10 protein-coding genes and 2 tRNA genes are annotated in these 12,127 nt (G+C 70.4%); 10 read left to right on the top strand and 2 right to left on the bottom strand.

The features are described from left to right. Positions 1 to 62 precede the first annotated feature (62 nt). The 8 genes from IE278_RS29520 to IE278_RS29485 all read left to right on the top strand — a co-directional run bounded on the left by IE278_RS29520 (position 63) and on the right by IE278_RS29485 (position 8,398). Entirely contained in the window at positions 63 to 2,180 is a 2,118-nt protein-coding gene (locus IE278_RS29520) for an FtsK/SpoIIIE domain-containing protein (protein WP_189776314.1), read from the top strand. A gap of 204 nt (positions 2,181 to 2,384) precedes the next feature. Continuing rightward, positions 2,385 to 2,849, top strand: a complete 465-nt coding sequence (locus IE278_RS29515; RefSeq protein WP_189776313.1) for a hypothetical protein — start codon at positions 2,385 to 2,387, stop codon at positions 2,847 to 2,849. 31 nt (positions 2,850 to 2,880) lie between these two features. Next, positions 2,881 to 3,306 carry an NUDIX domain-containing protein gene (locus IE278_RS29510; protein WP_189776312.1) on the top strand — a complete coding sequence of 142 codons (426 nt, stop codon included), beginning with the start codon at positions 2,881 to 2,883 and terminating at the stop codon, positions 3,304 to 3,306. 90 nt (positions 3,307 to 3,396) lie between these two features. Next, a complete protein-coding gene (locus tag IE278_RS29505; RefSeq protein ID WP_189776311.1) occupies positions 3,397 to 4,131 on the top strand; it encodes a DNA cytosine methyltransferase in 735 nt (244 codons plus the stop codon). Then, the gene (locus tag IE278_RS29500; protein ID WP_189776310.1) at positions 4,128 to 4,967 is read left to right on the top strand and encodes a bifunctional DNA primase/polymerase; all 840 of its coding nucleotides are present in this window, start codon (positions 4,128 to 4,130) and stop codon (positions 4,965 to 4,967) included. Before IE278_RS29505 ends, IE278_RS29500 begins: the two co-directional genes overlap by 4 nt. A 2-nt stretch (positions 4,968 to 4,969) precedes the next feature. Continuing rightward, positions 4,970 to 6,442 (top strand): AICE element replication initiation protein, encoded by a 1,473-nt coding sequence (locus IE278_RS29495; protein ID WP_189776309.1) that lies wholly within the window; start codon positions 4,970 to 4,972, stop codon positions 6,440 to 6,442. A 487-nt stretch (positions 6,443 to 6,929) separates the two neighbouring features. After that, complete coding sequence (locus tag IE278_RS29490) at positions 6,930 to 7,127, top strand: helix-turn-helix domain-containing protein (protein ID WP_189776308.1); 198 nt, start codon at positions 6,930 to 6,932, stop codon at positions 7,125 to 7,127. After that, entirely contained in the window at positions 7,127 to 8,398 is a 1,272-nt protein-coding gene (locus IE278_RS29485) for a tyrosine-type recombinase/integrase (RefSeq protein ID WP_189776307.1), read from the top strand. The genes IE278_RS29490 and IE278_RS29485 overlap by 1 nt, the downstream gene beginning before the upstream one ends. Before the next feature lie 80 nt (positions 8,399 to 8,478). On the opposite strand, the gene IE278_RS29480 is transcribed toward IE278_RS29485, so the two are convergent. Further along, positions 8,479 to 8,551: transfer RNA gene (locus tag IE278_RS29480), tRNA-Arg, on the bottom strand. Between the two features lie 241 nt (positions 8,552 to 8,792). Continuing rightward, positions 8,793 to 8,883, bottom strand: a tRNA-Ser gene (locus tag IE278_RS29475). Between the two features lie 247 nt (positions 8,884 to 9,130). Here IE278_RS29475 and IE278_RS29470 point away from each other — a divergent pair. Both IE278_RS29470 and IE278_RS29465 read left to right on the top strand, forming a co-directional pair. Beyond that, positions 9,131 to 9,589 (top strand): SSI family serine proteinase inhibitor, encoded by a 459-nt coding sequence (locus IE278_RS29470; RefSeq protein ID WP_189776306.1) that lies wholly within the window; start codon positions 9,131 to 9,133, stop codon positions 9,587 to 9,589. Between the two features lie 299 nt (positions 9,590 to 9,888). Beyond that, on the top strand, positions 9,889 to 12,127 hold a 2,239-nt coding region (locus IE278_RS29465), incomplete at its 3' end, for a PAS domain-containing protein (protein WP_189776305.1).

Genomic DNA, 12,127 nt, shown 5'->3' with positions numbered 1-12,127 from the left:
GGCCACCCCGGCTCTCCCACGAACTTCCGCCCCCGCTGGGGGCAGTCAGGAGCAGTTCCAGCATGTCTGAGAACGTCGTTCATCTCCACAAGCACACCGACCCGCCCGCCGACGAGGTGGCGCCGACCGTGTTGACCGTGGTGCCGGACGCGCCGGCGGCGCCGGTCGTGCCGTTGTGGGTGCGCTCCGGCCGCGCCGTGAAGACGGCGGCCACGCACGAGCGGACCAAGACCGCCGCACGGGCGATTGCCCGGCACAGCCTGTTCACGTTCAACGGCGGGCGGATCGTGGCCCGGCGGACGTGGGACGGCAAGACCGGGGCCCGCTATGAGCGGATGATCCGGGCGGCCGAGGTCGCCGGGAACCTGGAGGTTGCGGAGGAGTGGGAGGAGCGGTTGCAGCGCTTCCGCGCTGCCCGCCACCACCGCCGCATGGACCTCCTCCACTCCCCGGTGGAAGCCGCCAAGGGCGCCGCCGTGGGGACTGGGATGGGGATCGGTGCGCTGGTCGCGCTCGGGGTCGTGATGGCCATCAACAACGGCGACATCGCCGACGTCGTCACCCCGCTCGCCGCCACGATCGAGTTCATCGCCGCCGTGATCCGGATCGTTCAGATCGTGTGGGGACCGGCGCTCACGATCGGCCCGTTCCTCGCGCTGCTCGCCCTGTGGGCGGTCGGCAGCAAACAGCAGGCGGCCCCCGCATGGTCGATGCCTGACCACGTCCGATCGGACGAGGGAGAGCCCATCACCCCCTCGATCGTCGTCAAGGCCCTGCGCGACCTCGGCGTACCCGCCCTGCGCAACGCCATCAAGGAGATGGGCGACGCCGGCGCCTCGATGCTCGGGCCGATCCGGATCGCCGGATGCGGCGTCGAAGTCGACGTCACCCTTCCCTCCGGGGTGTCGACGAACGAGGTACAGAACCGGCGCCGCAAGCTCGCCGAAAACCTCACGAGGCACGAGCACGAGGTGTTCATCACCATCCCGCAGGCGGCCCGCACGGTGCGCTTGTGGGTGGCCGACTCCGGCGCGCTGGACGAGCCGATCGGCCCGTCTCCGCTGGTCACCGACGAGACGATGACCGCCGACTACAGCAAGGGCCGCGCCCCCTGGGGGCAGGACCTGCGCGGCGACGCCGCCGCGCTGAGCCTCTACCAGCGGCACCTCCTCATCACCGGTCTGTCGAACCAGGGCAAGACGGTTGCCCTGCGGTCGCTCGCTCTGTGGCTCGCGCTGGACCGCTCGGTGCAGTTCCTCATGGGCGACCTCAAAGGCGTCGGTGACTGGGCCATGTTCGACGGACTCGCCACCACCCTGATCCAGGGCCCCACCGATGAGCACGTGATCCAGGTGACCGAGATGGTCGAAGGCGCGGTGGACGAGATGAACCGCCGTATCCAGGCCCCGCCCGGCACGGTCTTCCCCGCGCTGATCGTGCTGGTCGACGAGGCGCAGATGGCGTTCATGTGCCCGGCCAAGGACGAGGACAAGCGCCCGTACGGCGGGTCCAAGGCCAACTCCCGCTACTTCATGGCCGTACGGAAGATTCACAACCAGGGGCGGGCGGTCAACGTCCTGATGTGGCAGGGCACCCAGGACCCCACCGACCAGAACCTTCCCAAGCTGGTCCGCGAGGGCGCCCACACCCGTGCTTCCCTCGCGCTGGGCACGGAGTCGCAGGCGCGCATGGCGCTGGGGGACAAGGCGGTCGACGGCGGGGCCGCCCCCAACCTGCTGCGTCCGGGGCTGGACCGGGGAACCCTGGTCGTCGCGTCCGACGGCATCGACATCCCCGCCGGGCAGGCGTCCCTCACGGTGCGCACGCACTACATCGACGACGACGCGGCCACCGCCATCATCGAGCGGGCCAAGGCCCTGCGCGACGGTGTCACCACCCTGCACGCCATCGACCGCAGCGACGACCGTGACCCGCTCGCGGACATCGCGTCCGTGGTCGGCACGGCGGAGCGGGTCCGCACGAAGGACGTCCTCGCCCGGCTCGGCACGCTCAACGGCGACGCTTACGGCGGCTGGTCGTTCATCGACCTCAAGCGCGTCCTGGACGGCACCGGAGCCGAGCCGTACAAGTCCGACGGGGTCATGGTCGTCGGCCGTGACCGCCTCGCCCGCGCCCTCGCCAACCGCGATGGCGAGGGTTCCGCTTCCGCCGAAGGATGACAGGGAGTCGACCGGTGGCGGGTCAGGGAGGCAGGGAGAACTCCCTGACCCCCTCCCTGACCCGCCTCCCTCCCTCTGACCTGCACAAATGATCGTTCAGGGAGGCAGGGAGGCACCCCAGGTCAACCCCTGGAAACCCCCTCCACAGCGCACCCCCGAGGGGGTGCCTCAGCCTCCCTGACCCACTGCCGGAAGGGATTCCGCATGAACCCCGAATACCTCGGACCGCTGCCCACTGAGCGGGCCGTGACCGTCCACCAGCCCACCCCCATGCCGCCCGTCGTCCACGCGCCGGCGCCGCTCGTTCCTGTCCAGCCGAGCGCGGTCCCGGCCGTGGCGAGCATCGTCCTGCCCGACGGACGGGTCGTCACCGGCTACGCCATCAGCCCCATGCAGCCCGAACCCCTCGCGGCCAAACCGGCCGTCTCGCGTGCGGCGGTGAACGTCGCGTTGGGCGGGGTCGGGTTCCTCGCCGTGTGCGGCGGCCTGCTGCTGCTCACGTCGTTCATCGCAGCCCTCACCGCGTTCATCACGCAACTGATCACCCTCGCCGCTGTGATCTTCGGCGGCTGGATCGCCGTACAGATCCTCGGCACGAGCGGCCACAGCGGCGGCAACACCTTCCACATCCGCAAAGCCGTGATCAAGCGCAACCACTTCCACGGCTGAACCCATCTGACCAGGAAGCGAGACCGAAGAGATGATCGAGACGTTCGAGACCATTCGCTACACCGCCGACGTGGTGTGCATCCGAGAGGGTGCCGTTCTGCTGATCGAGCGGGGATGGCCCCCGCACAAGGGCCGCCTTGCTCTGCCGGGCGGGCACGTCGACCCGGGCGAGACCTCCCGCACCGCCGCCGCGCGCGAACTGCTGGAAGAGACCGGCGTCCGCGTCGACCCCTGGGACCTGGCCCTGATCGGCATCTTCGACGCCCCCGACCGCGACCCGCGCGGCCGGTACGTCACCGCCGCCTACCTGGTCACCGTCCCCGCCGACACCACCGCCCACGCCGGAGACGACGCCGCCGCCGTGCGCTGGACCCCGCTCAGCGACGCCCGGGGTCTCGCCTTCGACCACACCGACATCGTCACCAGCGCCCGGCACCGGTACAACGCCCCCTTCTAGGTACGCCAAGGGCGGCCCCTCCGTCTCGCCAAAGTCGCGGGGCCGCCCTTGTTCCACCTGCCCTCGACAGACCTGTGGAGGTTTCCCAGCATGACGCAACCCACCGACATCCGGCGAGTGCGCGGCTCACGGCCGCGTGTGCTGGACGTGTTCTCGTGCGCCGGCGGGGCCGGTACCGGCTACCACCGGGCCGGTTTCGCCGTGGACGGCTGCGACATCGCCGCCCGCCCGAACTACCCGTTCCCCTACCACCGGGGCGACGCGCTCACGTACCTCGCCCACCTGATCGTCACGGGTGAGATCCGCCGGTACACGTTCGTCCACGCGTCCCCGCCCTGCCAGGACAAGTGCACGCTCACGGTCGGCACCAACCGGTCCCAGGGATGGGGCGGCACCCATGAGGACCTCGTGGCACCCACCCGAGACCTGCTCGACAGGACCGGCCTCCCGTACATCATCGAGCAGCCCAACGGCCGCGCTCAGATCCGTAAGGACCTGACGCTGTGCGGAGAGATGTTCGGTCTCGGGGTGATCCGGCACCGCAACTTCGAGTTGGGCGGCTGGACCATCGAGCAGCCGACGCACATCGCGCACCGGGGACGCGTGCGCGGGTGGCGGCACGGCGAGTACTTCGACGGCCCGTACGTCGCCGCGTACGGCAACGGCGGCGGCAAGCCGACCGTGCCGGAGCTACAGGATGCGATGGGCATCACATGGACCGACGTCCGCGAGGAACTCACCGAAGCCATCCCGCCCGCCTACAGCGAGTGGATCGGCCGCGCCGCCCTCACCGCGCTCACCCCGGTCCTGGAGGTGGCGGCATGAGCGCGCACCTGCACACCGCCCTCCGGCTCGCGTCCGACGGTCTGCCCCCGCTTCCGCTGCGCAGGGGCAAGGTGCCGTTCGGGAATTGCCCGGCCTGCACCCGGAACGTGTGCGGCGGCCGGCCGAACATGAAGACCCCCGGCCCGTGCACCTGCCCCTACCCCTGTCACGCGTGGGCCGCCGCCGCCACCGACCCGCACACCCTCACCTCCCCCCAGTGGGTGCCCGCGTGGCGTACGGCCGCTGCGGTCGCCTACCACCCAGGCGGGGCGGGGGTGACCGTGGTCGACCTGGACGACGCGGCGGCCATCGCATGGGCCCGCGCCACCCTGCCCGTCACGCGCACGGTGGCGACGACGCGGGGAGAGCACTGGATCTACCAGGGCGTCATGCAGTCCGTGAACGCGGTCCGGCCCGGCGTGGACATCAAGTCCCTGATGTCGTACGCCCGTTGGCTCGGACCCGGCACGGGCGCCACGGCCGCTCTCCCGGCCGTTGTCCGCGCACTGGCAGTAAAGCAGCCGCCAACCGCCCGCAGGGCGCCACAGACCCTCACAGTGCCCATAAGGGGGCAAAATGGGGTGTGCCCGCACCGCACGCCCGTCTATCTGGATCGCGGTGTTGCCATGGCCGTGCAGCGCATCACCGACGCGTCCAGTGCGGTACACGCGACGGTCTACCGGGCGTTCCTCGCGGTGCTGTCCACGCACGGTCGGTGCGGCTGCCTCACCGACACCCACGTCAACCGGCTGTTCACCGCCGCGCGGGCCAAGGGCGAAAGTGTCCGGCACTGCACCGACGCGTGGACCAACGCCCTGACCACGTTGGGAATGTAGCGATGTCTGAGGACGAGAAGGACCCGGCTCGCAAGGTCATCACCGACTACGCGCAAAGCCACTTCCGGTACTTCCGCACCGGCGACGGGACCGTCTACGCGCAGAAGAACGCCCACCCCGTGGCCCGTCCGATCCGCTCGCAGGGCACCACGGGAAGCCACCGGCAGGAACTCATGGTCGGCCTCTTCCGCGACGGAGCCGGCGTGTTCAACGGCAGCGCGCTCAAAGAGGCGCTGGACCTGATCGAAGCACTCGCCCTGACCGAGGACGTACAGCCCGTCCACATCCGCGTCGCCCCCGGGTACGACGGAGCGACGTGGCTGGACCTCGGCCGCGATGACGGGCAATCCGTGCGCATCCACCCGTCGGGCTGGGACATCCTCACCCCGGACCCGCGGGAAGTGTGCTGGCGGCGTACCCAGCTCACCGGGGAACTCCCCCTGCCGGTCAAGGACACCGACGGCAAGGGCATCGACCTGCTGATGCGGCTGTGCAACTTCGCCACGGCAGAGACCGAGTGCCTGGCCATCGCGTGGCTGATCGGCTGTCTCGGACCGTCCGTGCCCGTCCCTGCCCCGTTCCTCACCGGACCGCAGGGCGCGGGCAAGTCCACAGGCGGACGGATGCTCGTGCGGATCATCGAGGGCATGACCGGCGACCTGCGCCGCGCACCGAAGGACGAGGAGAACCTCATCGCGGCCGTGGCGGCCGGATGGGTGACCGCGCTGGACAACCTCTCCCACATGACGCCGGACCTGTCGGATGCGATGTGCTGCATCGTCACCGGCGCCGAAAGCGTCAAGCGGGCCCTGTTCACCGACGGGGACGTCTTCCGCGTCGGATACCGCCGCCCCCTCCTCCTGACCGGCATCGACGTCGGCGTCATCCGCCCCGACCTCGCCGAACGGCTCCTGCCGCTGCGGCTGGAGCGACCCCGGGTGCGGCGCACCGAGGATGAGCTGTGGACGGAGTACGCGCAGGCGCTGCCCGTCGTCCTCGGCTCGCTGCTCGACCTCGCGGTCAAGGTGCGGGCCGTTGCTGCGGAGACGCCCACGGACCTGCGGATGGCGGACTTCGCGCACCTGTGCGCGCAGCTCGACGCGGCCACCGGTCTGGGAGCTCTCGCCGCCTACCGGGCCAGTCTCGACGACCTGAACGACGACGTGATCGAGGGCGACCTGTTGGCGCAGACCGTCATCGAGTACGCGGCGACCATGGAGGCGGGAGCGGAAGAGCGGATGACGTCCACGCAGTGGCTGCACTGCCTCAGCCGCCTCTACGCCGGCGAGGAACTGCGCGCCCTGCCCAAGGGGTGGCCGACCACGGGCAAGGTCCTCTCCGACCGTCTCAAGCGCCTTCAGCCCACCCTCGCCGCCCGGGGCGTCATCATCGACTCCGGCCGCACGAAGGAAGGCCGCTACATCGAGATCACCCGGCTCACCCCACCCTCGCACGAACAGGAAGCGGCGTTCTGACCGGCGCCACCTACGGGCACAAGCAAGAGGAGCACCCCCGGGCGAGGCGTGCTCCTCTTGCTGTTCGCCGCATGCGGCGCCCCAAAGACGTGCCGCGCAGCGGCCCCTCATTCACTCTCTGAGCCGCACTGCACGACCACAAACAGCCCCTCCTTTTTCCTAAGTAGGGAAGCGCTGCGTCACCTGCGTCACCCGCCCCCACAAAACGACGGGTGACCTGCGCAGACACGGGTGACGCAGACGGCATATCTCTGCGTCATCGTGCGTCACCTGCGTCACCGATGACGGACGTCTGCGTCACCGATGACGCACGCCCAACCCTCTGCGTCACCCCGAAACCGCAGGTCAGGGGCGCGCATGACGCAGATGACGCGGGTGACGCAGAAATCCCCACCTCGGACACACGCGGACCACCCACTCCCGAAAAGTCCGCTACTTCGCCGCTACGGCTCCCAAGGCCCTCTCTCGCTCCCGGAGGTTCGTCCTCGTGCCCAGCGTCGCCCCTGCTCTGCCTGAAGCGCTCACCGTTCCCGAGGTCATGCACGCGCTGCGCCTCAGCCGCAGCAAGGTCTACGACCTCTTTCGCTCCAAGCAACTCGAAAGCTTCACCGCCGGCCGTGCCCGACGGGTCCCGGTGACCGCCGTACGCCAGTACATGCAAGACCGACTTGAGGAGGCAGCCTGATGGCTAAGCGCCGCGCGAATGGCGAAGGAACGATCACCAAGCGCAAGGATGGCCGTTACCAGGCAGCCGCTTACGTCTTCCGTCCCGACGGGACCCGAACGAGGAAGTTCGCCTACGGCAAGACCCGCGAGGAAGTCGCCTCGCAGCTCACGGAGATGCAGGAGATGACCCGGCAGGGCATCCCTGCGGCCTCGTCCACGATGGCGTTCGGGGATTACCTCACCTACTGGTTGGCCACCATCGCCCCGGAACGGCTGAAGCCCGCGACGCTGAACAGCTATGAGGGGCTGTCCCGCCTCTACATCCGCCCCGCGCTCGGCAAAAAGCGCCTCAACCGGCTCTCTCCGGCAGACGTCCGCCGATTCCTCGCCGAATTCAAGGCTGCCTGCCTCTGCTGCCTGCGGGGTGCCGATGAGGAACGGCCGGAGGACAAGCGCACGTGCTGCGCCGTGGGCCGCTGCTGCAAGCGTCGCCCGTCGGCTCGCACAGTCCAGTACATCCACGCAGTGCTGCGGTCCGCGCTGCAACAGGCGATCCGCGAGGAACTGATCGCACGCAACGTCGCCCGGATCGTGGAAACCCCCACGGTCGAATCGAAGGAGGTGCGTCCACTGGACGCGGCCGAGGTCCGCCTGTTGCTCAAGACCGCTCAGCCTCATCGCCTCTACGCCCTGTGGCTGCTGCTCGTGTCCACCGGGTTGCGGCGCGGGGAAGCTCTGGGGCTCACGTGGGCGGACATCAATCTCACGGCCGGCACTCTCCGGGTCCGGCGGAACGTGCAGCGCATCCGACGAGAGCTGATCTTCGGCACGCCCAAGACAACGCGCTCCGTCCGTACGATCTCCCTGCCCAAGCGCTGCGTACAGGCCCTCACCACGCACCGGGCGCAGCAAGAACGAGAGCAGAAGGTAGCCGGAGCGAAGTGGCAGCCGACCCCGGGGCACCCGACCGGACTCGTCTTCACCACGGTCACCGGACGGGTGACGGACCCGCGCAGCCTGAACCGAATGCTCACCATCCTGTGCCGGGACGCGAAGGTGAGCCGCGTACGCGTGCACGACCTCCGCCACACCTGCGCGTCCCTGCTGCTCGCTCAGGGCGTCGACGCGCGGACCATCATGGAGACGCTCGGGCACAGCACGATCACCATGACGCTCGACACCTACGCCCACGTGATGGGGTCGACGCTGCGGGCGGCTGCCGAGCAGATGGACAACGCGCTCGGACTCGAAGATGTGGACGACGACCCGGAGGGCGAGACCGCCGCCTGAGCGGCCATTCCGGGGGCGTTGATGTCACCCGCTGATGTCAAAGGCCCCGCCGGGCGAACCGGCGGGGCCTTTGACCTGTGTGCACTCGGCAGGATTCGAACCTGCAACCTTCTGATCCGTAGTCAGATGCTCTATCCGTTAAGCTACGAGTGCTTGTGTGTTCTGTTGTCTTTGCTCTTCCTTCCGGACTTTTCTGCCCGGTTGGCGTTGCGGGAACAACATTACATGACTGGCGGCGTGAGGCGAAATCCGTTTGCCAGACCCTGCCTGACCTGCGAAAACGACCCCCAGACGGTCCTGGGACGACCCCTGGCGCGGTCCCGTGGAGCGTCGGGAACGATCAAGGAACGACCGAAGCCCCGGTCGTGGACGACCGGGGCTTCGTGATCTTCTGCGGAGGCGGAGGGATTTGAACCCTCGATGGGATTGAAGTCCCAAACCGCATTAGCAGTGCGGCGCCATAGACCGGACTAGGCGACGCCTCCAGCACAACCATCCGCGCGAGCGCGAAATGCTGCGTGCAGATGATGACACAGCCGAGCGGGGTGTCACCAATCGCCCCCCACGGTACTAGGCGGAAAGGTCCGAGAGCAAAGCCCTTGTCCGCGGCGCAACGTCAGGGCGCGCACGGCGTTAGAGCAGGCGTCATAGCTGTCGTCGGAGCCGTCGCCAGAGCTGTCGCCAGCGCTGTCGTCGGAGCCGCCGGTCAGAACCGTCGTCAGGGGAGCCCCCATGCTGCGCCGCTTCGCCCTCACCGTCGCCACCTCCGCCGCCGCCTCCTTCACCGTGCTGTCCGGTGCGCCGGCATTCGCGTACGCCGATTCGTTTCCCCTCATGCCACCGCCGGTGAGCGGTGCGGACAAGGCCGACCATCTCACCGTGACGGTGAGCGGGGCGGGCGGTGGCCACGACGGGAGGTTCGAGCTCGACTGCCATCCGGCGGGCGGCAGCCATCCGAACGCCCAGGCCGCCTGCGACTACCTGGACCGGCACACCTCGTGGGGCAAGAGCCCCTTCGCGCCCGCGCAGGAACGCGGGATGTGCACGATGCAGTACGGCGGTCCGGCCACCGCGCACGTCACGGGCACCTGGGCCGGCCGCCCCGTCGACACCACGTACCGGCGCGGTGACGGATGCGAGATCGCACGCTGGGACGCCCTCGTGCCCGTACTCCCGGATCTCGGCGCGTAGAGCGGGGCGTGACAGGGCGGGGCACGACGGGACGGGGCAGGGCGTGATGGCAGGGCGTGCGGGCGGGGTCTGGCGGAATTCGCGGAGTCGCGTGGCGGCCGGGGCGGGCGAATCCCACGGTCACAGGTTCTCCAGGCCTTCTGCGTGCGTTCTGCGTCCCCTCTACGTGCGACCTCCCTCTCATCCGGCGTCGCGAGCGCAACCACTGCCCGTAGACTCCCTCGCGTGACACGTCGCGGACCCGTTGGCAAGATGGCTACCGCGGTCGGCAAGGAGCGGTAACAGGGAGGAAGCGTCTCGTGAGCAGCAGGCCATCCCGAGGCGCTGCTCGCCTCGCAGCCATACTCGACGCACTTCCCGACGCGTTGGTGCTGGTCAACGCCAATGGAACCGTCGTCAACGCCAACACCATCGCCCTGGAGGCCTTCGAGGCCCCGGGCACCGCGCTCGTGGGGCGCGGACTGCTCGACCTGCTCCCGCAGTTCGACTCCCGGCTCATCCCGGGCACGATGCGGCGGGCCGAGAGCGTCGACGAGAACGGGCGCACCCGGCCCACCCGGATGATCGCCCGCCGCACCGACGGCAGCGAGTTCCCCGTCGAGGTCACCAGCGCGAACCTGGAGAACGCGCAGCAGGCGTACGACGGTTACGGCTACACCGGCGACGAGCTGCTGATGATCGTCGTACGGGACCTCTCCGGCACCGTCGACACCGAGGCGGAGCTGGCGCGCTCGCAGCGGCAGACGGAGATGATCCTGCGTGCCGCCGCCGAGGGCGTGGTGGGCACGGACACCGAGGGACGGGTCGTCCTCGTCAACCCCGCCGCCGCGCAGATACTCGGTTTCCGGGCGAGCGATCTCGGCGGGCAGGAACTGCACCCGCTGATGCTGCACTCGCGCGCGGACGGCGAGCCCTTCCCGTACGAGGAGTCGCCGCTCGCCGACACCCTGCGTTCCGGGCGCAAGCACCGGGTGCGCGGGCAGGTGCTGTGGTCCAAGAGCGGCGACCGGGTGCCGGTCGACCTGACCACCGCGCCGGTACGGGACGGCGACCAGCTCGTCGGGGCCGTGATGACGTTCACGGACCGGCGGCCGTACGACGCGCTCGCCGAGGAGAAGGACGCCGAGGCCGAGCGGCATCGGCAGGAACTCGCGCAGGCCTCCGAGACGCACGCCGAGGAGCTGGCGGCCCTCCGGGAGGAACACGCCGGGGTGCTCGCCGAGCTGCGCGAGCAGCACGAGGAGGAACTGGCCGCCGGGGACGACCGGTACGCGGCCCTCGCCGAGCGCGAGAAGGACCGCTACGAGGCTCTGTCCGCGCGGCACGAGCAGCTTCTGGCCGTGCTGGGGCGCTCCCTGCGCGGTCCCCTCGACCAGCTGCGCGGCGAACTGGCGACCCTCGCCGCGGACGACGCCGGACAGCTGTGGCCCGAGGCCAACCAGGTCCTGCACCACCTCTCGGCCGGCTACTCACGCATCACCACCCTCGTCGACAACGTGCTCGCCTACCAGCGCCTGGACTCCGGGACCGAGGGCGTCACCCGTACGAAGGTGATGCTGGACGCGGTCGTCGCCGCCGGGGTCGACGGGGCCGTCGAGCTGATCGGGCCCGGGCGGGTGCAGTTCGCCGTGCACGCGCCGCCCATCGAGGCCGAGGTCGACCCGCAGCGGCTCGCCACCGCGCTCGCGCACCTCATCGCGGACGTCGCGGGCGTCGACTCCACGGGCAACTCGCCGGCCTCGGCCGGCGGCTACATGGACAACACGGTCGTCGTGGCGGCCGCGCAGCGCGGTGAGGGCGTACGGATCGAGGTACGCGGGCCGTACGCCGGGGGAGACCCGGTGCACGAGCCGATCGTGCGCGGCATCGTGCGCGCACACGGGGGAGTGCTGCAGACGCACGAGGTCCCCGGGATGAGCGGCAGCGCGTTCGTTCTCGAGGTGCCCATCGGGGGCGGTGCGGGATCGGTCCCGGCGGCCGTCGCTCCGGATGCGGGCGCCGTAGCCGTTTCCGATGCAGGTCAGGGTCCGGGCCCGGGCGGGGCTTCGGGCGGCTCTCAGGATGCGGCCACGGGAGTGGGGGCGGGCTCCGGCGCGGTCGGTTCCGCTCTCGCGCTGCCCGAGCAGGCTTCCTCCCAGGGGGGCGGGCGGCGGCGGGCCCGGCGCGCGTCCGTCGACGCCTTCCTGGAGAGCGAGGTGGGGCCCTCGACGGAGACGGCCGTACCCACCGGGCGACGCAGGCGCGCCGCGGAGGCCGCAGGGCAGCCGGCGCTGCCGGCCCAGGTCGCCGAGGACGAGAGTGCTTCCGAGGGCAACAACGGGACCGGACGGCGGCGTGGGCGGCCGAGCCCCGTCGAGGGCGGCGTCTCCGAGGGCGCGGTGGTGACCGCCGCCGAGCACGCGGCCGGTACGGCGGCCACGGGGCTGGGGGCGACCGTGCCTCCGCAGGGCGTGCCCGCGCCCGCCGACGGACGGCGTGCCTTGCAGGACGGCGGCCGACAGGCCCTGGCGGCCGCACTGCCCGCGGCTGCGCCCGCCG

The sequence above is a fragment of the Streptomyces tauricus genome (assembly GCF_014650955.1).
GTDB classification, from domain to species: Bacteria; Actinomycetota; Actinomycetes; order Streptomycetales; family Streptomycetaceae; genus Streptomyces; species Streptomyces tauricus.
The sequence above is the reverse complement of the archived record's forward strand: the minus strand, read 5'-3'. Positions and strand labels throughout refer to the sequence as shown.